The following is a 25541-nucleotide window of genomic DNA, read 5'->3' on the forward strand; positions in this document are numbered from 1 at the left end:
ATAAGTCGGCCTTTTTATTTGCGGGTTACTGCCCGGCTTGACGAATCGATCGACTTAGGTTTTGATTGCAACACTTATCTTTCGAATCGAAACTTAAATCGACATGTCGAAACGAAATACACCACAACGGCGCCACAATATCCTGGCCTTGCTCAACGAGCAGGGCGAGGTCAGTGTCGATGCCCTGGCTAAACGTTTCGAAACCTCCGAAGTGACCATCCGCAAGGATCTGCACGCGCTGGAAGCCAACGGCCTGCTGTTGCGCCGCTATGGCGGCGCGGTGACCATGCCCCAGGAACTGCTGGGCGACACGGTCCAGCCGGTGTCCCTCTACAAGCAGGCCATCGCCCGTGCGGCGGTGGAACGCATCCGAGAACACGCGCGCATCATCATCGACAGCGGCAGCACCACGGCGGCCATGATCCCGCAGCTCGGGCGCCAGCCAGGCCTGGTGGTGATGACCAACTCGCTCAATGTGGCCCGGGCGATCAGCGAACAAGAGCATGAACCCGTGCTGCTGATGACCGGTGGTACCTGGGACCCGCACTCGGAGTCCTTCCAGGGCCAGGTGGCCGAGCAGGTACTACGCTCATACGACTTCGACCAGCTGTTCATCGGTGCCGACGGCATCGACCTGGAACGTGGCACCACCACCTTCAACGAACTGCTTGGGTTGAGCCGGGTCATGGCCGAAGTGGCCCGCGAGGTGATCGTCATGGTCGAGTCGGACAAGGTCGGCCGCAAGATCCCCAATCTCGAGCTGCCGTGGGGCAGCGTGAACACCCTGATTACTGATGATCGCCTGCCCGCCGAGGCACGCGACCGGATTCAAGCCCGCGGCATCACCCTTATCTGCGCCGCTATCAGCTAGGAGCAACATCATATGTGTGGAATCGTCGGTGCCGTTGCCGAGCGCAATATCACAGCCATTCTCATCGAAGGCCTCAAGCGTCTGGAATACCGTGGTTATGACAGCGCCGGCCTGGCTGTCCTGACCCAGCAAGGCACGCTCGAGCGTCGCCGCCGCATCGGCAAGGTCAGCGAACTGGAAGGCGCCGTAACCGCCGACCCGCTGGCCGGCCAACTGGGCATCGCCCATACCCGTTGGGCCACCCATGGTGCTCCGACCGAAGGCAACGCTCACCCGCACTTCTCTGGCCATGGCGTGGCCGTGGTGCACAACGGTATCATCGAAAACCACGAAAGCCTGCGCGAAGAGCTCAAGCAGCTGGGTTATGTGTTCACCTCGCAAACCGACACCGAGGTGATCGTTCACCTGATCCACCACCTGCTCAAGACCATCCCGGATCTGACTGACGCCCTCAAGGCCGCAGTGAAGCGCCTGCATGGCGCCTATGGCCTGGCCGTGATCAGTGCCAGCCAGCCGGACCGCCTGGTCGCTGCACGCAGCGGCAGCCCGCTGGTGATCGGCCTGGGCCTTGGCGAGAACTTCCTGGCGTCCGACCAGTTGGCCCTGCGCCAGGTCACCGACCGCTTCATGTACCTGGAAGAGGGTGATATCGCCGAGATCCGCCGTGACCAGGTACAGATCTGGGACCAGGCTGGCCAGCCGGTTCAGCGCGAGACGGTGCAGTACCACGAAGGCGCCGAAGCGGCGGAGAAGGGCAACTATCGCCACTTCATGCTCAAGGAGATCCACGAGCAACCGACTGTGGTGCAGCGCACCCTCGAAGGCCGCTTGGCCAAGGACCACGTGATGGTCCAGGCTTTCGGCCCCCAGGCCGCCGAGTTGTTCGCCAAGGTGCGCAACGTGCAGATCGTCGCCTGCGGTACCAGCTACCATGCCGGCATGGTCGCCCGTTACTGGCTCGAAGAGCTGGCCGGCATCCCCTGCCAGGTGGAAGTGGCCAGCGAGTTCCGCTACCGCAAGGTGGTGGTGCAGCAGGACACCCTGTTCGTCTCCATCTCGCAGTCCGGCGAAACCGCCGATACCCTGGCCGCCCTGCGCAATGCCAAGGAACTGGGCTTCCTGGGTAGCCTGGCGATCTGCAACAAGGGCATCAGCTCGCTGGTGCGCGAATCCGACCTGACCCTGCTGACCCTGGCCGGCCCAGAGATTGGCGTCGCCTCGACCAAGGCCTTCACCACCCAGCTGGTCTCGCTGATGCTGCTGACCCTGGCCCTGGGCCAGGTGCGCGGCACGCTGCAGGCCGGCGTCGAAGCTGAATTGGTTGAAGAACTGCGCCGCCTGCCGGCCCGCCTGAGCGAAGCCCTGGCGATGGACGGCGTGGTGGAGAAGATCGCCGAGTTGTTCGCCGACAAGCACCACACCCTGTTCCTGGGCCGCGGAGCCCAGTACCCGGTGGCCATGGAAGGTGCGCTCAAGCTCAAGGAAATCTCCTATATTCACGCCGAAGCCTACCCGGCCGGTGAGCTCAAGCATGGTCCGCTGGCGTTGGTGGACAACGATATGCCCGTGGTGACCGTGGCCCCTAACAACGAGCTGCTGGAAAAACTCAAGTCGAACCTGCAGGAAGTTCGCGCCCGTGGTGGCGAGCTGGTGGTCTTTGCCGACGAGCAGGCCGGCATGAGCAATGGCGAAGGCACTCATGTGATCAACGTGCCACACATCAACGATGCGCTGGCGCCGATCCTCTACACCATCCCGCTGCAGCTGCTGTCGTACTACGTCGCCGTGCTCAAGGGCACCGACGTCGACCAGCCGCGCAACCTGGCCAAGTCGGTGACGGTGGAGTAACGCTACTGCTGTTGCACAGGGAGGGCGCCGCACAGGCGCCCTCCCTTTTTGCTGTCTTCCTTCCTTTCAAAGCCTCCCCGCAACCTGTCCGAGCAGGTAAAAACGCATATTGGATATGCAGCGCTGGCGCATCGCGTAATCGAGAAACGTCATATCCTTCTGCTGCTCGATGAAGCCGTGCCTTGCGGCCTAGCGATGCAGCGACACACTGGTCGACCCTGGATGGGCGATCCGACAACAAGAACAAGAGAAGTCATCGACATGGATGTGAGATGTGATCAGCTCAAGACGCTGACGGGCACGCTGTGCCTGGCGTTTGCCACCGGCCTGCCGCTGTCGGCTGCGGCGGCCTATCAGGACACTGGCCGCCTGGGCGACCCTGCCAGCTGGCGCTCGGTCGAATACCAGCAAGACTGGGGCCTGGAGCGCATGCAGGCGAGCCAGGCCTACGCTGCCGGGTTCACCGGTGCCGGGATCAGCATCGGCGCCCTGGACTCGGGATTCGATCCCGCCCATCCCGAAGCCAGCCCCGGGCGTTTCCACGCGGTCACCGCCACCGGCCAGTACCTGGACGGTACTCCGTTCAGTGTGTCCGGGGTGCTCAATGGCGCCAACGACAGCCATGGTACCCATGTCACCGGCACCATGGGCGCGGCCCGTGATGGCGTGGGCATGCACGGCGTGGCCTTCAATGCCCAGGTATACGTGGGCAACACCAACAAGAATGACAAGTTCCTGTTCGGCACCGATCCCGATCCGCGGTATTTCAAGGCGGTCTACGACGCCCTGGTGGATGCCGGGGCGAGGGCGATCAACAACAGCTGGGGCAGCCAGCCCAAGGATGTCAGCTACCAGACCCTCGGCGACCTGCGCGCGGCCTACGCCCAGCATTTCCAGCAGGCCACCTGGCTCGATGCCGCTGGCGATGTGGCGCGTCGGGGTGTGATCAATGTATTCAGCGCCGGCAACAGCGGTTATGCCAATGCCAGCGTGCGCTCGGCGCTGCCGTACTTCCAGCCGGAACTGGAAGGCCACTGGCTGGCGGTGTCGGGCCTGGACAAGAACAACCAGCAGAAATACAACCAGTGCGGCATCGCCAAGTACTGGTGCCTGGCGACCCCGGGGGCGGCAATTACCAGTACCGTGCCCGGTGGCGGCTATGCCACCTACAACGGTACTTCGATGGCCGCGCCCCATGCTACCGGGGCTTTGGCTGTGGTCATGGAGCGTTATCCCTACCTGAACAACCAGCAGGCCCTGCAAGTGCTGCTGACCACTTCGCGCCAGCTCGATGGCTCGCCGACCCAGGCGCCCAGCGAGCGGGTGGGCTGGGGCGTTCCGGACCTGGGCCAGGCCTTGCACGGCCCGGGGCAGTTGTTGGGGGCGTTCAACGTCAACCTGGAGCGTGGGCAGGGCGATACCTGGAGCAACGGTATCTCCGACCAGGCGCTGGTGCAGCGTCAGGCCGAGGACGTCGCGGAACGCCAGGCCTGGCAGCAAACCCTCAAGGATCGCGGCTGGGAGGATGGCCTGGCAGCGGGCGCCAGCCAGCAGGATCGCAGCGACTATGCCCTGGGCATGGCCCGTGATACGGCAGCCGCGCAGCGGGTCTACCAGGGCAGCCTGGTCAAGTCTGGAGCCGGTTGGCTGGTGCTCACGGGTGACAGCAGCTACCGCGGCCCGACCCGCGTCGATGGCGGTTTGCTGGCGGTCGACGGTAGCCTGCAATCAGCGGTGACGGTCAATGCTGGCGGTACGTTGGGCGGCAATGGCCGGGTCGGTACCCTGATTGCCAGCGCTGGGGGCGTGGTGGCCCCGGGTAACTCCATAGGTACCTTGAATGTCGCCGGCAACCTGGCCTTGCAGCCGGGTTCGACCTATCAGGTGGAGCTGTCGCCCACGGCCAGTGATCGACTCGTCGTTGGCGGCCAGGCCAATGTCGCTGGCGCCAATCTCAGTCTGCTGCCCCAGGCTCGGCCGAACCTGCTGGCCGGTGGCCCGGTCACCAGCCTGGTGGGGCGCCAGTTCGACATCCTGCAGGCGGCAGGCGGCGTCGATGGGCGCTTCGCCCAGGTCCAGCCCGGCTACCTGTTCCTTGGGACCATGCTCGACTATTCGGCCAACGGCGTGCAGTTGGACGTAACGCGCAGCGCCGCCACGTTCGACAGCGTCGCCGCCACGCCCAACCAGCTCGCCAGCGGCGCCGCCGTGGAGCGCCTGGGCCCGGGCAATCCGGTGTATGAAAGCCTGCTGCTCACGACCTCGGCGGACCAGGCCCGGGACGGCCTGCGCCAGCTCGCCGGAGAGATCTACCCGGCGCTGGACTCGATGCTGCTCAGCCAGGGCTCGGTGTTGCGTGATGCCTTGGGCGAGCGTGTACAAGGCGCCGCACTGCTTGCCAATGCGCCTGGCATGACGGCGCGCGAGACAGACTCGACCCAGCTCTGGCTCAAAGGTATGGGCAGCTGGGGGCGTATCGAGGGCGTGCAGGGCAGCGAGTCCTATACCAGCTCCCTGGGCGGCATGCTGCTGGGTGTGGACCGGGACTTCGGCGAGCAGACCCGCGCCGGCTTGGCCGCCGGCTACAGCGACAGCTCCCTGGGCATGGGCGGCAGCCACTCCCGCGCCACGGTCGACAGCTATCACTTGGGCGCCTATGTCCGCCACGACATCGATCAGCTGCGCTTGAGCGTGGGTGGTAGCTACAGCTGGCACCGCGCTGAGGTTCGCCGCGATTTGGCCTATGCCGAGGTGTCCGGCCGCCAGCGCGCGCGGATCGATGCCCGCAGCCAGCAGCTGTTTGCCGAGGCGGCCTATCGCCTGACGTTGCCGGCGGTGCAACTGGAGCCGTTCGCCAACCTGACCTACCAGCACCTGGACCGTGATGGCTTCCATGAGAAGGGCGATGCCGCGGCGCTGCAGGCGGGCGACGAGCAGCGTGATGCCTGGTCAAGCACCTTGGGCCTGCGTGGGCGCCAGAAATGGCAAGTGGGCCCGCGACAGGACCTGGAACTGGCGGCAAGCCTAGGCTGGCAGCACCGGCTGAGCGCAACCCAGGACCGTGAGCACCTGGCCTTTGCCGGCAGTGAGCTGCCGTTCCGGGTGGAGACGGCGCCAGCCTTGCGCGATGCCGCGCTGGTCGGGCTCCAGGCACGGGTGGGACTGACCCGCGACCTGGACCTGAGCCTGGACTACCAGGGGCGTTTGGCCAGCCGTGAACAACAGCATGGCGCGGGGCTCAACCTGCAATGGCGTTTCTGAGGCGTCGTGGCGCCAGTTGTCGCAATACGGAGTTCGACCAACGCGGTATTCAATCCATACAACTAAGGAAGGTCGTAGTGAAGCGAGTCAGACAGGATGACAGCGCACTTGGGCAGGGCTGGGCCCTGGCGCCGCTGGGACGGGTATTGATGGGCTGGGCGGCGTTGATGGGCACGGCCCAGGCCGCGCCCTATGTGGAGAGTGGCCGGCTCGGCGACGCCAGCAGTTGGCGCAGCAGCGAATTCAAGGCCGATTGGGGGCTGGGGGCGATCCACGCCGACAGCGCCTATGCCGCCGGTTACAGCGGCAAGGGGGTCAAGCTTGGGATCTTCGACCAGCCGGTGTATGCCGCGCACCCTGAGTTCGCTGGCAAGGACAAGATCGTGACCCTGGTCACCAGTGGCATTCGCCAGTACACCGATCCCTATATTCCGGTGAAAGCCGGTGATGCCTTCCGCTACGACGGCAGCCCTTCGGTAGGTTCGGATGGCAAGCTCGGCTCCCATGGCACCCACGTCGGCGGGATCGCCGCCGGCAACCGTGACGGCGTGGAAATGCATGGTGTGGCCTTCAATGCGCAGATCATCAGCGCCGACAACGGCGACCCCGGCCCCGAGGATGGCATCGTCCTGGGCAACGATGGCGCGGTGTACAAGGCCGGCTGGGACAGCCTGGTGGCCAGCGGCGCGCGCATCATCAACAACAGCTGGGGCATCGGCATCACCGACCGCTTCGCCAAGGGCGGGCGCAACCCGGACTTCCCGCATTTCACCGTGGACGATGCCCGGGCGCAGTTCGCGCAGATCCAGCCGCTGCTGGGCACCTTGCCCGGTGGCGCCTATGACGGCGCGATCGCCGCCGCCCGCAGCGGGGTCCTGACGATCTTCGCCGCCGGCAACGACTACAACCTGAACAACCCCGATGCGATTGCCGGGCTGGGCTATTTCGTACCAGAGATCGCCCCCAACTGGATGACCGTGGCGGCGTTGCAGCAGAACCCCGACACCAGTAGCGCCAACCCGTACGTGATCAGCACGTTCTCTTCGCGCTGCGGCTATACCGCAAGCTTCTGCGTATCGGCCCCCGGCACCCGCATCTATAGCGCGGTGATCGGCGGCACCAGCCTGGAGGATCTGACCCAGGGTTACGCCAACAAGAACGGTACCTCCATGGCTGCGCCCCATGCCGCTGGCGCGGCGGCGGTGCTGATGGAGCGCTTCCCGTACATGAGCGGCGCGCAGATCGCCAGCGTGCTGCGCACCACTGCCACGGACATGGGCGCGCCCGGCATCGACTCCTTGTATGGCTGGGGCATGATCAACCTGGACAAGGGTATCCGCGGCCCCGGTATGTTGGTTACCGAGCAGGATGTTCCCGAGGAGTTGCGTATCGCCGGCGGCTACGGCCCGAGCCAGTTCGTCGCTGATCTGCCGGGTGTCGGCGCCCTGGTGGATGCTGGCAGGCCTACCGAAAGGCGCTGCAACGATCTGAGCTGCGTGCTGGACCTGTGGAGCAACGATATCTCCGGGCATGGCGGCTTGACCAAGCAGGGCATCGGCACCTTGGTGCTCAGCGGTAACAACACCTACTCCGGCCCGACCCTGGTCAACCAGGGGCGGCTGGCGGTCAATGGTTCGCTGCAATCGACGGTGACGGTCAACGACGGCGGTGTGCTGGGCGGCAATGGCCGGATCGGCGCGCTGGTGGTCAGCCGTGGCGGCGTGGTGGCGCCTGGCAATTCCATCGGCACCTTGCGCGTCAGTAACGACGTGACCTTCCAGCCGGGCTCGACCTATGCGGTAGAGGTGGACAGCACCGGCAGCGACCGTCTGGTCAGTGATGGCCAGATAGCCTTGGGCGGCGCGAACCTGGCCCTGGACCTGCAGAACCCTGGCGTTTCGCTGCAGTCCCAGCAGGCCACCAGCCTGGTGGGGCGGCAGTTCGACATCCTGGATGCCGCAGGCGGCGTGCAGGGCAGTTTTGCCCAGGTGCAGTCCAACGCGTTGTTCCTCGGTGGTGGCTTGGCGTATACCGGCAGCGGCGTGCGGCTGGCGGTGCAGCGTAATGCCACCTCGTTCGCCAGTGTCGGCCTGACCGCCAACCAGCGTTCGGTGGCCGCAGCGGCCGATCGGCTCGGCGCGGGCAACCCGGTCTACGAGAGCCTGCTGTTGTCGGCCGATGTCGCCAGCGCCCAGCAGGCATTCGATCAACTGTCCGGGGAAATCCACCCGGCGGTGGGTAACTTGCTGCTCAACGACAGCCGCCAGTTGCGCGACGCCGTGGGCGAGCGGACCCGGTTACAGGGTGTGGAAGGTCAGGACAACGGCCTGTGGGTCAAGGCCCTGGGCGCCTGGGGCAAGGCCGACGGTGATTCCGGACATGCGCGCTATAGCAGTTCGATTGGCGGCATGCTGCTGGGCATCGACGGGCAGATGAGCGAGGACACCCGTGTCGGCGTCTTCACCGGCTACAGCGACAGCTCGCTGAGCATGGGCGATGGCCGACATTCCTCGGCCAGCGTCGACAGCTACCACTTGGGCGCCTATGCCGGCAAGGAACTGGAGCAGCTGCGCCTGAGCGTGGGCGCCAGCCACAGCTGGCACCGTATCGAGACCAAGCGCGAACTGCAGTACAACGAGGTCAGCGATCGCCAGAAGAGCAAGCGCGATGCCCAGAGCACCCAGGTGTTCGGCGAGGCGGCCTGGAAGGTCGAACTGCCGAGCGTGGTGCTGGAGCCGTTCGCCAATCTGGCCTATGTGCACATCGCCAGCGACAGCTTCAGGGAGCATGGCGGCGCTGCCGCGCTCAAGGGTGGGCAGGATAACCGCGATGCCTGGCTCTCGACCTTGGGCATGCGGGCCGGCAAGCAACTGCAGTTGTCCAGCGGCCAGGCGGTGGAGCTTGCCGCCACACTGGGCTGGCAGCACAACCTGAGCTCCACCGGGGCCGATCAGCACCTGGCGTTCGCGGGCCAGGGCGATACCTACAAGGTTCAGGCGCTGTCACTGGATCGTGATGCGGCGGTGGTCGGTGCACGGGTGGGGATCGCCCTGAGTCGCCAGGCCCGAGTCAACCTGGACTACAACGGACTGCTGGGTAGTCGCGACAAGAGCCACGGGGTCGGCCTGACCCTGGATTGGGCGTTCTGACACCAAGGGTTTAGTGTTTTGTAGTCAAAAAGGCCCCTGCACTCGCGGGGGCTTTTAAGTTCTGCAGGTAAGCTTTTTTGGCGCAATGTGAAATCCGTTGCAGTTTGTCGTTGTAGGACGTTTCTACAACCAGCGTCTGGCATGGATCAATGTTTTCTCCCTGAGTTTGCCCTAACGTCCCCCGACCCATCAGTCATCAAGGACGACAGGAAATGCAGACGCTGCAACGAAAGCACGATATCCAGCCATTGGAAGGCAATGAAATGACCCTCCTGGTCAATGGGTTGCCCGCAGTCGCCAGTGCCGGTGAAACTGTACTCAGCGTGCTCAACGCCGTTGGCCTGCGCCAGCTGGCGCGTAACGACCATGGCCAGCTCAGCGGTGCCTACTGCGGCATGGGCGTCTGCCATTGCTGCCTGGTGCAGATCGATGGTCGTCCCAAGCGTCGCGCCTGCCAGACCATCGTCAAGCCGGGCATGAGCATCGAGACCGAGGTCAACCGTGTGCAAGAGGAGGCCCACCCATGAGCCTTCGTCCTGTGATTGTCGGTGGCGGCTCGGCCGGCATGGGGGCGGCCATCGAGCTGGCCGAACATGGCGTGGATTGCCTGCTGTTCGACGAGGCCTCGCGTCCCGGTGGCGTGGTCTATCGTGGTCCGTTGCGCGCCGGCGTCGACCTGGGCTACCTGGGCCCACGCTACACCAAGGCCCTGACCAAGCTGCACGAAGATTTTGCCGCCTGCGCCGAGCGCATCGACCTGCGTCTGAACCATCGCGTGGTGGGTGGTGACGACCAGCGGCTGATGGTCCTCGATGGCGACGAGCGCCTGCACGAGATCGATTATTCCCACCTGCTGCTGGCCGCCGGTTGCCATGAACGCAACGTGCCGTTCCCCGGCTGGACCTTGCCGGGCGTGATCCTGCTCGGTGGTTTGCAACTGCAGATCAAGAGCGGTGTGGTCAAGCCACTGGGCAGTACCCTGATTGCGGGTACCGGGCCTTTGCTGCCACTGGTCGCCTGCCAGCTGCACGCGGCTGGTGCCAAGGTGGCGGGGGTATACGAGGCCTGCGCGTTCAACCGCATCGCCAAGGAAAGCCTGGCGCTGATGAACAAGCCGCAGTTGTTCCTCGACGGGCTGAGCATGCTCGCCTACATGAAGCTCAACGGCATCCCCATGCACTATGGCTGGGGCGTGGTGGGCGCCACGGGGGAGGGTGAGCTGCAGGAAGTCGAGGTCGCACCCTACACCCAGGACTGGCAACCGGACATGAGCCGTGTCCAGCGCGAGCAGGTACGTACCCTGGCAGTGGGCTATGGCTTCATCCCACGTACCCAGCTCAGCCAGCAACTGGGCCTGGCCCATGGTTTCAGCGAGGACGGCTACCTGCGCGCCGAATGCAACGTGTGGCAGCAGAGCAGCCAGCCGAACATTCACCTGGCGGGCGACATGGCCGGTATCCGTGGCGGCGAGGCGGCCATGCTGACCGGGCGCATTGCCGCGGTTTCGATGCTCCAGCAGATGGGCAAGCTCGACGCCGAGCAGGCGATCGAGCGCCGTGAGCGCTACCTGGGCAAGCTGGCGGCGATCAAGCGCTTCCGTTCCGGGGTTGAGCGCTACACCGCCCGTGGCGCCGCACAGGTGGCACTGCCACAGGCCGACACGGTGATCTGCCGTTGCGAACACGTGACGCGCGAGCAGATCGACCTGGCCCTGGAGCAGGGTGTGCAAGACATGGCCAGCCTGAAGATGCGCACCCGGGTGAGCATGGGCGACTGCCAAGGGCGCATGTGTGTCGGTTACTGCAGCGACCGTCTGCGCAGCGCCACCGGGCGCAAGGACGTGGGTTGGCTGCGCCCGCGCTTCCCGGTGGACCCGATCCCGTTTTCCGCATTCGAACAACTTGGCACGGAGGCCTGAACATGAACAAACACTACGACATCATCATCGCTGGCGGCGGGGTGATCGGCGCGTCCTGCGCCTATCAGCTGTCCAAGCGCAAGAACCTGAAGATCGCCCTGATCGATTGCAAGCGCCCGGGCAACGCCACCCGCGCCTCGGCCGGCGGCCTGTGGGCCATCGGTGAATCGGTGGGGCTGGGTTGCGGGGTGATCTTCTTTCGCATGATGTCCTCGCGCAGCAAGCGCGAGGCCAACGGCGCGGCAGTGGTGGTCGATTCGAGCACGCCGCACATCCTGCCGGAATGCTTCTTCGACTTCGCCTTGCAGTCCAACGCTATTTACCCACAGCTGCACCAGGAGCTGATCGAGCGCCACGGCATGGACTTCAAGTTCGAGCGCACCGGGCTCAAGTACATCATCCAGGATGAAGAAGACCAGCTGTACGCCGAGCACATCGTCAAGCAGATCCCGCACCTGGCCGACCAGGTGCGCTGGCTCGACCGCGACGCGCTGCGCGCTTCGGAGCCGGCGGTGACGCTCAAGGCCAATGGCGCGCTGGAGTTTCTCTGCGATCACCAGGTCAGCCCGTTCCGCCTGGGCGACGCGTTCATGGAGGCGGCGCGACAGAACGGCGTCGACCTGTACCCGAACGTGAACATCACCGGCGTGCTGCATGAAGGCTCACGGATCAAAGGTGTGCGCACCGCCGAGGCTGGTGAATTCCATTGCGGTACATTGATCAATGCCGCTGGCGCCTGGGCGGCGGAACTGAGCGAGTGGGCGACCGGGGAGAGCATCCCGGTCAAGCCGGTGAAAGGCCAGATCGTGCTGACCGAGCGCCTGCCCAAGCTGCTCGATGGCTGCATCACCACCAGCGATTGCTACATGGCGCAGAAGGACAACGGTGAGATCCTGATCGGCAGTACCACCGAGGAGAAGGGCTTTGATGTCACCAATACCTTCCCGGAGATCAACGGGTTGGTGCAGGGGGCGATCCGCTGCGTGCCACAGCTGGCGCAGGTGAACCTCAAGCGCACCTGGGCCGGCCTGCGGCCTGGGTCACCGGACGAGCTGCCGATTCTCGGGCCTGTGGATAATGTCCAAGGGTATTTCAACGCCTGTGGACATTTCCGTACCGGGATTCTGACGTCGGCGATTACCGGGGTGTTGCTGGACAAGGTTGTCCACAATGAGGCGTTGCCGCTGGATATCACGCCGTTCCTGGCGTCGCGCTTCCGCGTCGGTGTGGATAAAAAGTTGGCGCATGGTTGATGGATAGGGGGCCGCTTAGCGGCCCCCTAGGCGTCAGATCTGCATCGCCATCCCTTCCACATTCATCGCCGCCTGGCGCAGGGCCTCGGAGCGGGTCGGGTGCGGGTGGCAGGTAAGGGCAATGTCCTCGGCCGAGGCCGAGAACTCCATCGCCACGCAGAACTCGCCGATCATCTCGCTCACGCTTGGGCCGACCAGGTGCACGCCCAGCACCTCATCGGTCTCGGCATCGGCGATGACTTTGGCGAAGCCCTCGGTCTCATGGTTGATCTTGGCGCGGCTGTTGGCGGTGAAGGGGAACTTGCCGACCTTGTAGGCACGTCCTTCGGCCTTGAGCTGCTCTTCGGTCTTGCCGACGCTGGCCAGTTCCGGGCGGGTATAGATGACGCCCGGGATGAGGTTGTAGTTGACCTCATGGGCCTTGCCGGCGATGCGCTCGATGCACGACACCGCTTCGTCCTCGGCCTTGTGCGCCAGCATCGGGCCGGAGGTGACGTCGCCAATCACCCAGATGCCTGGCACCGCGCTGCGGTGATGGTCGTTGGCGAGCATGCCGCGCTTGTCGGTTTGCAGCCCGGCGCTTTCCAGGTTCAGGCCCTGGGTATAGGGGCGGCGGCCGATGGCTACCAGCACGTAGTCGGCCTGCAGGGTTTCGGCGGTACCACCGGCTGCGGGTTCCAGGGTCAGCGTGACGCCGTCGGCCGCGGCCGTGGCCTGGGTCACCTTGCTGCCCAGCTTGAAGGTCATGCCTTGCTTGGCCAGGGCTTTCTGCAGGGTCTTGGCGGTTTCTTCGTCGGTGCCAGGGCAGATACGGTCCAGGTATTCGATCACCGTCACTTCGGCACCCAGGCGACGCCATACCGAACCCAGTTCCAGGCCGATCACTCCGGCGCCGATGACGATCAGGTGCTTGGGCACCTGGGGCAGCGACAGGGCACCGGTGGAGTCGATGATGCGCTGGTTGTCGATGGTCACGCCAGGCAGCGGCGTGGGCTCCGAGCCGGTGGCGATGACGATGTCCTTGGCCTGCAGGGTGGTTTCGCTGCCGTCCTCGGCCTTGACGATCACCTTGCCAACCCCGTCCAGGCGGCCCCAGCCCTTGACCCAGTCGACCTTGTTCTTGCGGAACAGGTATTCGATGCCCTTGGTCAGGCCCGTCACGCTTTCATCTTTCTGCTTCATCATCTGGCCCAGATTGAGGATCGGCTTGACCTCGATCCCCAGGTGGGCGAACTCATCGCCACTGGCTGCCTCATACAACTCGGAAGCGTGCAGCAATGCCTTGGAAGGCATGCAGCCGACGTTCAGGCAGGTGCCGCCCAAGGTCGGGCGACCCTCGACACAGGCCACGCTCAGGCCCAGCTGGCCCGCGCGGATCGCTGCGTTATAGCCGCCGGGGCCGCCGCCGATGATCACCACGTCATAGGATTTCATGGGTTTCGTTACTCCGAGAGTGTGAGGAAGCGAAGAGGGCACAAGGTTAATCTGAGCGAGCAAGATTGTATACAATCTGCTGAATAGGCCGCGCCAGATAGTTCTAGACTATGGTCGTGATTACCGGAAACTTCGTACGAATGAACTACCCTGATGCGGTGACGTCCGAGACATTAAGGCGTGGCGTCCCGTATCAACGAAAGGGAGGGTCATGAATGCTTGCGCAACTTCCACCTGCGTTGCAGAGCTTGCACTTACCTTTGCGCGTCAAGCTGTGGGACGGCAACCAGTTCGATCTGGGGCCGAGCCCGCAAGTCACCATTGTGGTCAAGGAACCCCAGCTCATTACCCAGCTCACCCATCCCAACCTCAACGAGTTGGGATCAGCCTTCGTCGAGGGCAAGCTGGAGCTGGAAGGCGATATCGGCGAAGTCATCCGGGTTTGCGACGAACTCAGCGATGCCTTGCTGCAGGATGAAGATGAGGCTTTGCCGGCACGCACTGCCCATGACAAGACCACCGATGCCGAAGCCATTTCCTATCACTACGACCTGTCCAACGAGTTCTACCAACTCTGGCTCGATCCGGACATGGTCTATTCCTGTGCCTATTTCAAGGAGCCGGACAACACACTGGCCCAGGCTCAGCAGGACAAGTTCGACCACCTGTGCCGCAAGCTGCGCCTGCAAGCCGGCGATTACCTGCTGGATGTCGGTTGTGGCTGGGGCGGGCTGGCGCGCTTCGCCGCTCGCGAGTACGGCGCCAAGGTATTCGGCATCACCTTGAGCAAAGAGCAGCTCAAGCTTGGTCGTCAGCGGGTCAAGGACGAAGGGCTGGGTGACAAGGTCAACCTGCAGATTCTCGACTACCGCGACCTGCCCCAGGATGGCCGCTTCGACAAGGTGGTCAGCGTAGGCATGTTCGAGCATGTTGGCCACGCCAACCTCGAGCTGTACTGCCAACGGCTGTTCGGTGCCGTGCGCGAAGGTGGCCTGGTGATGAACCATGGCATCACCGCCAAGCATGTCGATGGCCGCCCCGTCGGCCGCGGCGCGGGCGACTTCATCGACCGTTATGTGTTCCCCCATGGCGAGCTGCCGCATATCTCGATGATCACTGCACGGATTTGCGAAGCGGGCCTGGAGGTGGTCGACATCGAGAGCCTGCGCCTGCACTACGCCAAGACCCTCAATCACTGGAGCGAGAACCTCGAGAACCAGCTGCATCGCGCCGCCGCGCTGGTGCCGGAAAAGACCTTGCGTATCTGGCGCCTGTACCTGGCCGGTTGTGCCTATGCCTTCACCAAAGGCTGGATCAACCTCCATCAGATTCTCGCAGTGAAGCCTTACGCCGACGGTCACCACGACCTGCCATGGACCCGTGAGGACCTGTATCGCTGACCTGTACAGCGGCGTGCTCGTGCACGCCGCTACGCGTTACAGGATTGGTGAAATCAAGCGTGCGATGCGCATCCCCAACTGCTGCAGACGATGGGTGTCACGGCTGTCTTCAGCGGTGATCTCCCTGGCCTGCTCGAAATCATTCACCAGCATGAGCTCGACCTGATCGGCAAAGGCTCGATCCACCGTGAGCAAGGTGATCTCGAAATTCAGCCGGAACGAACGATTGTCGAGGTTGGCGCTACCGACTGCGCTGACCTCGTCGTCCACCAGCACGACTTTCTGATGCAGGAACCCTGGTTGATAGCGGAACATGCGCACCCCGGCGCGCACCGCTTCGAAGGCGAACAGGCTGGAGGCGGCGTAGACGATGCGGTGGTCGGGGCGCGAGGGAATCAGGATGCGCACGTCGACGCCCCTCAGTACCGCCAGGCGCAGGGCGGCGAAGATGGCTTCGTCGGGAATGAAGTAGGGGCTGGTGATCCATACCCGGCTGCTCGCCGAGTGAATCGCCTCGAGGAAGAACAGTGCGCAGGTTTCCTGGGGATCGGCCGGACCGCTGGCCAGTGCCTGGCACAGCACGCCATCCTCGGGGTAGGCATCAGGCAGGATCAGCGGCGGTAGCTGGCGCGTGGCCCAGTACCAGTCCTCGGCGAAGGACTCCTGCAGGCAGGCCAGCACCGGGCCACTGATCTGCACGTGGGTGTCGCGCCAGGGCGAGAGCTTGGGGTGTGCCCCGAGGTATTCGTCGCCCACGTTGTGCCCACCGAGAAAACCCTGCAAGCCATCGACCACCACGATCTTGCGATGATTGCGAAAGTTGACCTGGAAACGGTTGAACCAGCCACGGCGTGTGGCGAACGCTTCGATCTGCACGCCGCCGTCACGCAGTACCTGGCTGTAACTGGCCGGCAGCGCGTGGCTGCCGACGCGGTCGTAGAGCACGAAAACCCGGACACCTTCGGCGGCCTTGCGCAGCAATAGCTGCTGCAGCTCTTTGCCCAGGGCGTCGTCGTGGATGATGAAGAACTGTACCAGCACGGTGTCCCGCGCCATGTGGATGGCCGAGAAGATCGCCTCGAATGTGGCAGCGCCATCGATCAGCAGTTTCACTTCGTTGTTGGCCAGGCATGGCATGCGCCCGAGCCTGGGCATGGCGCGCAGGGCGGCATAGCTGTCTGACTCGCGGGCGGTCAGCGCTTCCTCCACCCAGGGGCGCCAGTTCAGGTTGGCCATGGCCACATGCATTTCCTGGTTGGCCTGGCGCCGCGCCTGGATGTACGCATAGAAGGAGCGGGCGCCAAATACCAGGTAGGGGATGAGGGTGAGGTAGGGGATGAACAGCAGCGACATGGCCCAGGCGATTGCGCCTTGGGCGGTGCGCACGGTGAACACCGCATGCAGCGCGGCGGCCAGGCCGAGCAGGTGAATCAGACCGAGCACGTAACCGAAAAAGTAGGGGCTGTGGTAATCCATACGCATCCTGCTTGCGAGAGTACTGCTGCTAACAGACCACGTTCGAGGGGGCCACTGCAACCCGCAGGCGAATTCGACGTCTAAAGGCTCAGTCCGGCCGGAGCCGGTATTTCGAGGAGCTTTCATCCATGAAGATTCGTCTGCCATTGCTCGCCCTGGCACTGGGGTTGGGCAGCCCGCTGGTCCACGCGCAGATGTTGCAACCCGGCTTGTGGGAGCTGACCACCAGCAATATGCAGGTCGATGGCAAGCCGTTGCCAGACATGGAATTCATGCTCGGCCAGTTGAAGAACCTGCCGCCTGAACAACGGGCGATGATGGAAGGTGCCCTGGCCAAGCAGGGCATCACCGTGGGCGGCAAGGGTGTGCGCTCGTGCCTGACCGCCGAGCAGGTCAAGACCAATGACATCCCCCTGCAGGACCCGCAATCGGGGTGCACGCAGAAGATCACCGAGCGCAATGGCAATGTCTGGAAGTTCCAGTTCAGCTGCCCGAAGGCCCAGGGTAACGGCCAGGCCACCTTCCTTAGCGACCGTGAGTTCCTGACCAAGGTCAACGGCACGTTCAATGCGTCCGGCGTTCAGCAACAGGGCAGCATGGACACCCGGGCGGTCTGGCTGGGCAACGACTGTGGAACAGTAAAGCCACGCAGTTGAAGTAGCGCTCACCACCGATGTTGAGTAACCGCGACCGCGTCGTGGGCATGCAGGCTCTCTGCATGTTCCACGCGCACGCTGAACCCCGCGACCTCCTCTATCTGCGCCAATGCCAGGTGCAGGCGCCGGGCAGCATCTTCGCAGAACATCAGGTTCTGACCATTGGCCAGGGCAAATGCCTGCTCGTCGGCGCGCTTCACGGCGGTCTGCACTGCTGTGCCCAGCGCAGTTTCCGCTGCGTCGATCAGCCCTGTGAGGTTCAGCGCTTCCCCTGCAAGGCGTACTTGTAGCTTGGCCATGCTCCGTTGGCTATGGGGCGTCGCAACGATCCCGTCGCTGCTGCCCAGCCATTGGCGAATATCGCGCCGATCCAATGGCCGGTGGGCGAAGTCCCTGTCGAACTGCTCCTGGATCAGCTGCCTTGCAAGTGCTGCCGAGCATGGGCACGTCGACGAGTAGGGAACATTTATTGATAGTTCCACGTGGAACATTTCATATTCCAGCTTGGCATCCACGGTCACCGGGTAGCGTTTCCAGCCTGCCAACGGGCTGATCAGTGCCGACCGCTTGAGCAGATGATCAAAGGTCAGCCGTAGATAAGCGTTGTTGGACAGGCCGGTGTGGCTAAGCAGAAACGCCCGCAGTATCTGGCGTAGTAGCGGAGGTGACAGGGGTTGTTGCTCCAGCGCCTCCAATGCCAGGTACAGCCGAGACATGTGGATGCCGCGTGAGGCAGCTTCGTCGAGGCTCACGCCGGCATCGGCGAAAGCGGTGACGGTGCGCCCGTCGAGTTGCAGCGCGACGGCGATACCACTCATGCCCACCCAGTCCAGCGGCAGTGCCTGTTGGTGGCTTTGGGCGGCGACATCGGGAAGGGATAGGCTGGTCATGGAAGGGATCCTGAACGGTTAAAGTCACTGGCAACCGCCGATGAGGCTGCAATGCAGGTTGAAGCGTTGGCCGCTGGAGCTGGAAACACGATTCAGCGAGGTCCATCCAATACGCCGGCTGTAGCCCACCCAAGCCTCGCCGTCGCTGGCCAGGCCGGTGAAAAACGTCAATGCGCCGTGGCGGCTGTTGGTTTGTGCCCACAGCCGCTTGCTCGCAACTTCATACCCGCGCAAATAAAAGGTGCTGCCCTCGGTTCGCACGCTGTAGTAGTTGCCCTTGCTGTCCTGGCAGGCCAACAGGGTTGCGCTGCGGGTGCACCGTGCAAGGTCGGTAGTGGGCATGGCTAAGAGCTGCTCTGAATGGACGAGCAGCAGCAGGGCGATGACGCCAGGTAGTTTCATGACGCTCTCCAGACAACCGTTCGGCGATACGGCTTGGCGAAATTGTATTGTTATAATATAACATTATGCAATGCATCGTTTCGAATGCGCCTGCCCGATGAGGTTCGTCATGTCCAACCGTCTTCCTGTCACCGTGCTGTCCGGCTTCCTGGGTGCCGGCAAGAGCACGTTGCTCAACCATGTCTTGCGCAACCGCGACAACTTGCGCGTGGCCGTTATCGTCAACGACATGAGTGAAATCAACATCGATGCCAGTGAGGTGCAACGCAATGTCAGCCTCAACCGCGCTGAGGAAAAGCTGGTTGAGATGAGCAACGGCTGCATCTGCTGCACTCTGCGTGAAGACCTGCTCGAGGAGGTGGCCCGGTTGGCGGGCGAGGGTCGCTTCGATTACCTGCTGATCGAGTCCACGGGTATTTCCGAACCGCTGCCGGTCGCCGAGACGTTCACCTTTCGCGATGAGCAGGGCCGCAGTCTCTCCGACATGGCGCGCCTCGACACCATGGTCACCGTTGTCGATGGGCTGAACTTCCTGCGCGATTATCAGGCAGCCGAAAGCCTGGCCAGCCGGGGCGAGACCTTGGGCGAAGGTGACGAACGTTCGATCAGTGACTTGCTGATCGAGCAGGTCGAATTCGCCGACGTGTTGCTGCTGAGCAAGATCGACCTGATCAGCCAGCATGAGCGCGAAGAACTGACCGCCATCCTGCGCAGCCTCAATGCACGGGCGCAGATCGTGCCGATGGTGATGGGCCAGGTACCGTTGGCGCGCATCCTCGACACCGGCCTGTTCGATTTCGACCAGGCCGCGCAGGCGCCGGGCTGGCTGCAGGAACTGCGTGGCGAACATGTGCCGGAAACCGAGGAGTACGGCATCGCCGCGACCACCTGGCAGGCGCGCCGGCCTTTCCACCCGCAGCGTTTCTTCGACTTTATCCACAAGCCCTGGAGCAACGGCCGCCTGCTGCGCTCCAAAGGGTTCTTCTGGCTGGCCAGCAAGTTCCAGGAGGCCGGTAGCTGGTCGCAGGCCGGCGGCATGATGCGCCATGGCCTGGCAGGGCGCTGGTGGCGTTTCGTGCCGCGCGAGCAATGGCCGCAGGACGAAGAGAACACTGCGGCGATCCTCAAGCAGTGGTCCGCGGAAGCGGGCGACTGCCGGCAGGAGCTGGTGTTCATCGGGCAGAACATCGACTTTGCTCGGTTATCCACAGAGCTGGAAGCCTGCCTGCTTGATGACGAGGAAATGGAGCTGGGGCCGATGGGCTGGCTGCGCCTGCCCGACCCGTTTGGTCCGTGGCATGAGGACGCTGCAGCATGATCGTGGATATCCGCCAGGTCTTCGGTGAGTCACCCCAGGTGATGACGGAGATTCTCCAGGATGGCGTCAACCTCGCGGTCTGGCAGCGCCGCCTGCCGGCCCAGGTCGAGGACTTCGCCAACCTGGTGCTGAGCCTGGGCCAGCCATTGGCCGATGAGCGGGTGATCGAGGTGGATGAACGCCAGCCGCCAGCGTTGCCCGGGCTGCTCAGAGAAACCGCCGATCTGCATGGCTACGATGGTTTCGTCGCCGATGTGGCCTGGCTGGTGGCGGCCTATACCTGCCTGCTGGGCGCTCGGCGCCTGGGGGTGCGGCTGCGGGTGCTTGAGGGGGCAATGTGCCCGCGCATGCATGTGGACCACGTGCCATTGCGCCTGCTCAGTACCTACGCTGGCGCAGGTAGCGAATGGCTGCCAGAGGGTGCCATCGACCGTACCCGGTTGCAGCTGGCGCCGCCACCTGTGGATAACGTCCGGCGATTGGTGGCGGGAGAGGTAGCCCTGCTCAAGGGCGAGAAGTGGCTGGGCAACGAGGGCGCGGGCTTGGTCCACCGGTCTCCGCAGACACCCGCCGGGGAACGCCGCTTGCTGTTGAGCCTGGACTGGTTGGCATGAATTGCCGGACTCCCCGGTATAGACTGCCATCAAGCCCTTGCGATACCGAGCCATGTTGCAGAACATCCCCACCCATGTGATCGCCGGCCCGCTAGGCGCCGGCAAGACCAGCCTGATCCGTCACTTGCTGGAGCAACGACCGGCTGCTGAGCGTTGGGCCGTGCTGGTCAACGAGTTCGGCCAGATCGGCCTGGATGCCGCCTTGCTCAGCCGTGACGAGGCGGGCATCGCCATCGCAGAGGTGGCGGGAGGTTGCCTGTGCTGCGTCAATGGCGCCCCGTTCCAGGTGGGGCTCGGCCGCCTGCTGCGCAAGACGCGTCCGGATCGCCTGTTCATCGAACCGTCCGGCCTCGGTCACCCACTCGAATTGCTGGAGCAACTGGGGCGAGCGCCTTGGACCGGTGTACTGTCGGTGCAACCACTGCTGATGGTGCTGGATGCCGCCGCCCTTTCCCGAGGCGCTGACATGCCCGAGGCACAGGGTATGGCATTGGCGAAGGCGGGGTTGCTGCTGTTCAACAAGGCGAGTGCCGTGGAGGCTGCCGCCCGCGTGTTGATAACTGCATCCTTGCCTGAAGTCCCGGCGTTGTGGACGGATCATGGCGCGTTGGCGCTCGCCGAGTTGCCTGTATTGCCCGCGGTGCCAGCGGGTTCACTCGACTTTTCCAGTCTGCCTGTGGATAACGGCCCTGTCCCACGGCCCACCCTGTGGGTGGATCCCCGGCAACCGATCTGTCAGTCCCGGTCGGCGGAGGAGGGCTGGAGCGTAGGCTGGCGCTGGCATCCGGTCCAGGTCTTCGATGACATGGCGTTGCGTGGCGTTCTCGAGCAATGGCCGTGGCGCCGGGCGAAGGGGGTTATCCACAGCGCGGCGGGGTGGCAGTCGTTCAATGGCCTGGAACGTGGGGCGCTGGAGTGGCGCCCCAGCGAATGGCGCAGGGACTCGCGCATCGAGCTGATCTTCGATCAGCCACAACCTTTGCAGATACTCCAGGCTGCCATCGGCAACTGTTGCCTGGCGGGGTGATCAATTGCGCCAGCGGTTATGCTCCTGGCGCCACTGCTGCATTTCGATGACGTTGTCGGTGCGCGGTGGGGTATTGATCTCGAACGGGTAGGGCGCAAGTTCGATCTGCATGGTGTGGGCACCGAACTGGGTGACGGTGCCGGGGTGGCGTTGTTCACCGGTGACGGTGAACTCGAAGTTGTAGATGCGCGCCAGGCGTTTTCTGCCATTGGCGTCGCGCACGAAGGCGATGCGCTTGAGTGCCACGGCGTCGTCGAGCAGTTCCAGGTCGAGCTTGGCGCAATGCTGCTTGACCCGCACCAGGGCCTTCTCGCGCAGCCCGTGGTTGTGCCACAGCCAGGCGCCTGCGGTCGCCACCAGCATCAGGACGAAAAGGTTTTCCAGGGTCAGCATTTGCGTAAGCTCCAGACAGGTCGATCCAGCTTAACTGCGTCTCTGGCCTGTCGTACAGATGGCAATCGGGTTCATACTGCGGGCCGCACATTTCTTCACACAGTTTCGGAAGCGCCCTGCATGAAACGTACACCGCACCTGCTCGCCATTCAGTCCCACGTGGTCTTTGGACACGCCGGCAACAGCGCCGCGGTGTTTCCCATGCAGCGGGTCGGGGTCAACGTCTGGCCGCTCAACACGGTGCAGTTCTCCAACCACACTCAGTATGGCCAGTGGGCGGGGGAAGTGCTTGCGCCAGCGCAAATTCCCGCGTTGGTGGAAGGCATTTCCAATATCGGCGAACTGGGCCACTGCGATGCGGTGCTGTCGGGTTACCTGGGCAGTGCCGAGCAGGGGCGGGCGATCCTGGCTGGCGTCGAGCGGATCAAGGCGGTCAATCCCAGGGCTTTGTACCTGTGCGACCCGGTCATGGGCCATGCCGAGAAAGGTTGCATCGTGCCGGCCGAGGTCAGTGAGTTCCTGCTTGAGCAGGCCGTGGCCAAGGCCGATATCCTGTGCCCCAACCAGCTTGAGCTGGACAGCTTCTGTGGCCGTCGCGCGCAGTCGCTGGAGGATTGCGTGGGCATGGCGCGCGGGTTGCTGGAGCGCGGGCCGCAGGTGGTGCTGGTCAAGCACCTGAATTATCCACAGCGGGCGGACGATGCCTTCGAGATGCTCCTGGTGACCCGCGAAGCCAGCTGGCACCTGCGGCGGCCGTTGCTGGCGTTCCCGCGTCAGCCGGTAGGTGTGGGCGACCTGACGTCAGGCTTGTTCCTCGCCCGGGTGCTGCTTGGCGACAACTGGCTGCAAGCCTTCGAGTTCACCGCCGCCGCCGTGCATGAGGTGCTGCTGGAAACCCAGGCCTGCGCCAGCTATGAACTGCAGCTGGTGCGGGCCCAGGATCGTATCGCCCACCCGCGCGTGCGCTTCGAGGCCCAGCGTTTGCTCTACTAGATTGAGTCAGTCTTGAGGTTCTGGTAGCGCTGCTCCAGCTCCTGGCGGATCTGGCGGCGCTGCTGGCCCTGCAGGAAGCGGCGCTTCTCTTCGCTGCTCTGTGGCTGGCGCGGCGGTACCTTCACCGGACGGCGGTCATCATCGACAGCCACCATGGTGAAGAAACAGCTGTTGGAGTGGCGTACCGAACGCTCGCGAATATTCTCGGTGACAACCTTGATGCCCACCTCCATCGAGGTGTTGCCGGTGTAGTTGACCGAGGCCAGGAAGGTCACCAGTTCGCCGACATGCACCGGCTCGCGGAAGATCACCTGGTCCACCGACAGGGTCACCACATAGGTGCCGGCATAGCGGCTGGCGCAGGCATAGGCGACTTCGTCGAGGTACTTGAGCAGGGTGCCGCCGTGTACGTTGCCAGAGAAGTTGGCCATGTCCGGTGTCATCAGGACGGTCATGGTCAGCTGGGCGTTTCCAGGTTCCATAGAGAGCTCACGGTGAATTTGCACGGTATCGGGGCGGGTATCTGCAGACACTTCTGTTTCCCCTCTTTGAGGTTTCCCATCCTGGTACGGGACGTCGGCTGACGCTCCATCGTCACGCCAATATTGCCATCGGCGGTGTCGAATCTGCCGATCTGTTTCTGCATATTGCATTGGCAATTTGCGGCAAGGCGCGATGTTAACCTGACGACGCCCATGCAATGTGGGCTTTCGCGTCAATCACAACAGTATGTGCCTGCTCCGCGCCCAGGGTCTTCCCGGCAGAGGAGCGGTTCGCCCCCAGCATCGAAAACAAGGAGTAACACGCCATGCATGCCATCAGCTTCATCCAGGATCTGGCGGTGATCATGCTGGTTGCCGGGGTGGTCACCATTCTCTTTCATCGCCTCAAGCAGCCCGTGGTGCTGGGCTACATCGTCGCCGGCTTCATCATTGGGCCGCACACGCCGCCGTTCGGGCTGATCCACGACGAAGACACGATCAAGACCCTGGCCGAACTGGGGGTGATCTTCCTGATGTTCTGCCTGGGCCTGGAGTTCAGCCTGCGCAAGCTGTTCAAGGTCGGTGCCACGGCGTTCATCGCCGCCTTCCTGGAAATCGTCCTGATGATCTGGATCGGTTTCGAGATCGGCCGCTGGTTCGGCTGGAACACCATGGATTCGCTGTTCCTCGGGGCGATCCTGGCAATATCCTCGACCACTATCATCGTCAAGGCGCTCAACGACCTGAAGATGAAGAACGAGCGCTTTGCCCAACTGATCTTCGGCGTGCTGATCGTCGAGGATATCCTTGGTATCGGCATCATCGCGTTGCTGTCGGGCATTGCCGTCAGCGGCACGGTGAGCTCCGGCGAGGTGTTCTCGACCGTGGGCAAGTTGTCGCTGTTCATGATCGTCGCGCTGGTCATCGGCATCCTGCTGGTGCCGCGGCTGCTGGCCTATGTGGCCAAGTTCGAAAGCAACGAAATGTTGCTGATCACCGTGTTGGGCCTGTGTTTCGGCTTCTGCCTGCTGGTGGTCAAGCTCGAGTACAGCATGGTGCTGGGTGCCTTCCTGATCGGCGCAATCATGGCCGAGTCGCGTGAGCTGCTGAAGATCGAGCGCCTGATCGAGCCGGTGCGTGATCTGTTCAGCGCTATCTTCTTCGTTGCCATCGGCCTGATGATCGACCCGTCGATCCTGCTCGAATACGCCTGGCCGATCGTGGTCATTACCCTGGCGGTGGTACTGGGCAAGATGCTTTCCTGCGGCATGGGGGCTTTCATTGCCGGCAATGACGGGCGCACTTCGCTGCGTGTGGGGATGGGGCTTTCGCAGATCGGCGAATTCTCCTTCATCATCGCTGCACTGGGCATGACCCTGCAGGTCACCAGCGACTTTCTCTACCCGGTCGCGGTGGCCGTCTCGGCCATCACCACCCTGCTCACGCCCTACCTGATCCGCGCTGCCGACCCGTTGTCGATCAAGCTGGGCAAGGTGGTACCCAGCCGTCTGGCACGGGTGCTTTCGCTGTACGGCGAGTGGTTGCGCAGCATCCAGCCCCATGGCGAGGGCGCCATGCTGGCGGCGATGATCCGGCGCATCCTGTTGCAGGTCGGGGTCAACCTGGCGCTGGTGATAGCGATCTTCTTCAGTGGCGGCTATTTCGCCGGGCGTATCGGCGTCTGGCTGAGCGAGTGGGTAGCGGACGCCGGTCAGCAGAAGGCGCTGATCTGGGGCGCGGCACTGCTGCTGTCGTTGCCGTTCTTGATTGCCGCGTACCGCAAGCTCAAGGCGCTGTCGATGCTGCTGGCAGAGATGGGCGTCAAGCCGGAGATGGCGGGGCGGCATACCCAGCGCGTAAGACGGGTGATCGCCGAAGTGATTCCGCTGCTGTCACTGCTGGTGATCTTCCTGCTGCTTTCAGCCTTGTCGGCGAGCATTCTGCCGACCAGCGAACTGCTGCTGATCATCGCGGTAGTGGCGGCGGTGGTGGTGGCGCTGCTGTGGCGCTGGCTGATCCGTGTGCATACGCGAATGCAGGTGGCGTTGCTGGAGACGCTGGAGAACAGCCGCGATCATTCGCACTGAGGGAGCGGTAACGCTTTCTGCGCAAGATTTCACCGTCGTCCGAGGGGATGGAGCGGTAGCAGTGTCGCC

At 63.6% G+C, this 25541-nt stretch carries 20 protein-coding genes; 14 read left to right on the forward strand and 6 right to left on the reverse strand.

Annotated features, from left to right (window positions below):
* Positions 1–103: 103 nt before the first annotated feature.
* The 7 genes from ABZO33_RS03055 to hcnC all read left to right on the forward strand — a co-directional run bounded on the left by ABZO33_RS03055 (position 104) and on the right by hcnC (position 12300).
* On the forward strand, positions 104–871 hold the full coding sequence (locus ABZO33_RS03055; RefSeq protein WP_046857650.1) for a DeoR/GlpR family DNA-binding transcription regulator: 768 nt from the start codon (positions 104–106) through the stop codon (positions 869–871).
* 12 nt (positions 872–883) lie between these two features.
* Positions 884–2719, forward strand: coding sequence for a glutamine--fructose-6-phosphate transaminase (isomerizing) (glmS, locus tag ABZO33_RS03060; RefSeq protein ID WP_414534795.1), 1836 nt, complete (start codon positions 884–886; stop codon positions 2717–2719).
* Positions 2720–2980: 261 nt separating this feature from the next.
* Positions 2981–5980: an autotransporter domain-containing protein gene (locus tag ABZO33_RS03065; RefSeq protein ID WP_414534796.1), complete on the forward strand. Its 3000-nt coding sequence runs from the start codon at positions 2981–2983 to the stop codon at positions 5978–5980.
* A 149-nt stretch (positions 5981–6129) separates the two neighbouring features.
* A complete protein-coding gene (locus ABZO33_RS03070) occupies positions 6130–9129 on the forward strand; it encodes an autotransporter domain-containing protein (protein WP_414534887.1) in 3000 nt (999 codons plus the stop codon).
* Positions 9130–9341: 212 nt separating this feature from the next.
* Positions 9342–9656, forward strand: coding sequence for a cyanide-forming glycine dehydrogenase subunit HcnA (gene hcnA / locus ABZO33_RS03075; RefSeq protein WP_414534797.1), 315 nt, complete (start codon positions 9342–9344; stop codon positions 9654–9656).
* Positions 9653–11047: a cyanide-forming glycine dehydrogenase subunit HcnB gene (hcnB, locus tag ABZO33_RS03080; protein WP_414534798.1), complete on the forward strand. Its 1395-nt coding sequence runs from the start codon at positions 9653–9655 to the stop codon at positions 11045–11047. The genes hcnA and hcnB overlap by 4 nt, the downstream gene beginning before the upstream one ends.
* Before the next feature lie 2 nt (positions 11048–11049).
* Positions 11050–12300: a cyanide-forming glycine dehydrogenase subunit HcnC gene (gene hcnC, locus ABZO33_RS03085; RefSeq protein ID WP_414534799.1), complete on the forward strand. Its 1251-nt coding sequence runs from the start codon at positions 11050–11052 to the stop codon at positions 12298–12300.
* 33 nt (positions 12301–12333) lie between these two features.
* Here hcnC and lpdA read toward each other — a convergent pair whose 3' ends face one another.
* Positions 12334–13734, reverse strand: coding sequence for a dihydrolipoyl dehydrogenase (lpdA, locus tag ABZO33_RS03090; protein WP_414534800.1), 1401 nt, complete (start codon positions 13732–13734; stop codon positions 12334–12336).
* A 215-nt stretch (positions 13735–13949) separates the two neighbouring features.
* On the opposite strand from lpdA, the gene cfaB reads away from it, so the two are divergent.
* Positions 13950–15134: a C17 cyclopropane fatty acid synthase CfaB gene (cfaB, locus tag ABZO33_RS03095; protein ID WP_414534801.1), complete on the forward strand. Its 1185-nt coding sequence runs from the start codon at positions 13950–13952 to the stop codon at positions 15132–15134.
* 36 nt (positions 15135–15170) lie between these two features.
* Here cfaB and cls read toward each other — a convergent pair whose 3' ends face one another.
* Positions 15171–16610, reverse strand: coding sequence for a cardiolipin synthase (cls, locus tag ABZO33_RS03100; protein WP_414534802.1), 1440 nt, complete (start codon positions 16608–16610; stop codon positions 15171–15173).
* Between the two features lie 128 nt (positions 16611–16738).
* On the opposite strand from cls, the gene ABZO33_RS03105 reads away from it, so the two are divergent.
* Positions 16739–17266: a DUF3617 domain-containing protein gene (locus tag ABZO33_RS03105; protein WP_414534803.1), complete on the forward strand. Its 528-nt coding sequence runs from the start codon at positions 16739–16741 to the stop codon at positions 17264–17266.
* A gap of 8 nt (positions 17267–17274) precedes the next feature.
* Here ABZO33_RS03105 and folE2 read toward each other — a convergent pair whose 3' ends face one another.
* Together folE2 and ABZO33_RS03115 are read right to left on the reverse strand one after the other, a co-directional pair.
* Complete coding sequence (gene folE2 / locus ABZO33_RS03110) at positions 17275–18156, reverse strand: GTP cyclohydrolase FolE2 (RefSeq protein WP_414534804.1); 882 nt, start codon at positions 18154–18156, stop codon at positions 17275–17277.
* Between the two features lie 24 nt (positions 18157–18180).
* Positions 18181–18558, reverse strand: coding sequence for a glutamine synthetase (locus ABZO33_RS03115; RefSeq protein WP_414534805.1), 378 nt, complete (start codon positions 18556–18558; stop codon positions 18181–18183).
* A gap of 109 nt (positions 18559–18667) precedes the next feature.
* Between ABZO33_RS03115 and zigA the strand changes: the two genes are divergently transcribed.
* From zigA to ABZO33_RS03130, 3 genes are read left to right on the forward strand one after another with little or no spacing between them, the layout of a single operon-like run.
* A complete protein-coding gene (gene zigA, locus ABZO33_RS03120; RefSeq protein WP_414534806.1) occupies positions 18668–19876 on the forward strand; it encodes a zinc metallochaperone GTPase ZigA in 1209 nt (402 codons plus the stop codon).
* Positions 19873–20490: a DUF1826 domain-containing protein gene (locus tag ABZO33_RS03125; protein WP_414534807.1), complete on the forward strand. Its 618-nt coding sequence runs from the start codon at positions 19873–19875 to the stop codon at positions 20488–20490. The genes zigA and ABZO33_RS03125 overlap by 4 nt, the downstream gene beginning before the upstream one ends.
* Before the next feature lie 52 nt (positions 20491–20542).
* Positions 20543–21517, forward strand: a complete 975-nt coding sequence (locus ABZO33_RS03130) for a CobW family GTP-binding protein (protein ID WP_414534808.1) — start codon at positions 20543–20545, stop codon at positions 21515–21517.
* On the opposite strand, the gene ABZO33_RS03135 is transcribed toward ABZO33_RS03130, so the two are convergent.
* The gene (locus tag ABZO33_RS03135; protein ID WP_414534809.1) at positions 21518–21910 is read right to left on the reverse strand and encodes a DUF3301 domain-containing protein; all 393 of its coding nucleotides are present in this window, start codon (positions 21908–21910) and stop codon (positions 21518–21520) included.
* A 120-nt stretch (positions 21911–22030) separates the two neighbouring features.
* Between ABZO33_RS03135 and pdxY the strand changes: the two genes are divergently transcribed.
* Positions 22031–22903 carry a pyridoxal kinase PdxY gene (pdxY, locus tag ABZO33_RS03140; protein WP_046857627.1) on the forward strand — a complete coding sequence of 291 codons (873 nt, stop codon included), beginning with the start codon at positions 22031–22033 and terminating at the stop codon, positions 22901–22903.
* Here the strand turns inward: pdxY and ABZO33_RS03145 are convergent.
* Positions 22900–23385 carry an acyl-CoA thioesterase gene (locus ABZO33_RS03145; protein WP_023629682.1) on the reverse strand — a complete coding sequence of 162 codons (486 nt, stop codon included), beginning with the start codon at positions 23383–23385 and terminating at the stop codon, positions 22900–22902. The genes pdxY and ABZO33_RS03145 overlap by 4 nt on opposite strands.
* 326 nt (positions 23386–23711) lie before the next feature.
* Between ABZO33_RS03145 and ABZO33_RS03150 the strand changes: the two genes are divergently transcribed.
* Positions 23712–25472, forward strand: coding sequence for a cation:proton antiporter (locus ABZO33_RS03150; RefSeq protein WP_414534810.1), 1761 nt, complete (start codon positions 23712–23714; stop codon positions 25470–25472).
* The last annotated feature ends 69 nt before the right edge of the window (positions 25473–25541 follow it).

This window comes from Pseudomonas sp. CAM1A, assembly GCF_047501685.1.
GTDB lineage: Bacteria > Pseudomonadota > Gammaproteobacteria > Pseudomonadales > Pseudomonadaceae > Aquipseudomonas.

Bases quoted from the DNA above. Each gene is read 5' to 3' on its own strand.
- ABZO33_RS03055 (WP_046857650.1), top strand. From the start codon at position 104: ATGTCGAAACGAAATACACCACAACGGCGCCACAATATCCTGGCCTTG.
- ABZO33_RS03130 (WP_414534808.1), top strand. From the start codon at position 20,543: ATGTTGCAGAACATCCCCACCCATGTGATCGCCGGCCCGCTAGGCGCC.
- glmS (WP_414534795.1), top strand. From the start codon at position 884: ATGTGTGGAATCGTCGGTGCCGTTGCCGAGCGCAATATCACAGCCATT.
- hcnB (WP_414534798.1), top strand. From the start codon at position 9,653: ATGAGCCTTCGTCCTGTGATTGTCGGTGGCGGCTCGGCCGGCATGGGG.
- pdxY (WP_046857627.1), top strand. From the start codon at position 22,031: ATGAAACGTACACCGCACCTGCTCGCCATTCAGTCCCACGTGGTCTTT.
- ABZO33_RS03145 (WP_023629682.1), bottom strand. From the start codon at position 23,385: ATGGAACCTGGAAACGCCCAGCTGACCATGACCGTCCTGATGACACCG.
- ABZO33_RS03150 (WP_414534810.1), top strand. From the start codon at position 23,712: ATGCATGCCATCAGCTTCATCCAGGATCTGGCGGTGATCATGCTGGTT.
- folE2 (WP_414534804.1), bottom strand. From the start codon at position 18,156: ATGACCAGCCTATCCCTTCCCGATGTCGCCGCCCAAAGCCACCAACAG.
- ABZO33_RS03065 (WP_414534796.1), top strand. From the start codon at position 2,981: ATGGATGTGAGATGTGATCAGCTCAAGACGCTGACGGGCACGCTGTGC.
- hcnC (WP_414534799.1), top strand. From the start codon at position 11,050: ATGAACAAACACTACGACATCATCATCGCTGGCGGCGGGGTGATCGGC.
- cfaB (WP_414534801.1), top strand. From the start codon at position 13,950: ATGCTTGCGCAACTTCCACCTGCGTTGCAGAGCTTGCACTTACCTTTG.
- zigA (WP_414534806.1), top strand. From the start codon at position 18,668: ATGTCCAACCGTCTTCCTGTCACCGTGCTGTCCGGCTTCCTGGGTGCC.
- ABZO33_RS03125 (WP_414534807.1), top strand. From the start codon at position 19,873: ATGATCGTGGATATCCGCCAGGTCTTCGGTGAGTCACCCCAGGTGATG.
- ABZO33_RS03135 (WP_414534809.1), bottom strand. From the start codon at position 21,910: ATGCTGACCCTGGAAAACCTTTTCGTCCTGATGCTGGTGGCGACCGCA.
- lpdA (WP_414534800.1), bottom strand. From the start codon at position 13,734: ATGAAATCCTATGACGTGGTGATCATCGGCGGCGGCCCCGGCGGCTAT.
- ABZO33_RS03115 (WP_414534805.1), bottom strand. From the start codon at position 18,558: ATGAAACTACCTGGCGTCATCGCCCTGCTGCTGCTCGTCCATTCAGAG.
- ABZO33_RS03070 (WP_414534887.1), top strand. From the start codon at position 6,130: ATGGGCTGGGCGGCGTTGATGGGCACGGCCCAGGCCGCGCCCTATGTG.
- cls (WP_414534802.1), bottom strand. From the start codon at position 16,610: ATGGATTACCACAGCCCCTACTTTTTCGGTTACGTGCTCGGTCTGATT.
- hcnA (WP_414534797.1), top strand. From the start codon at position 9,342: ATGCAGACGCTGCAACGAAAGCACGATATCCAGCCATTGGAAGGCAAT.
- ABZO33_RS03105 (WP_414534803.1), top strand. From the start codon at position 16,739: ATGAAGATTCGTCTGCCATTGCTCGCCCTGGCACTGGGGTTGGGCAGC.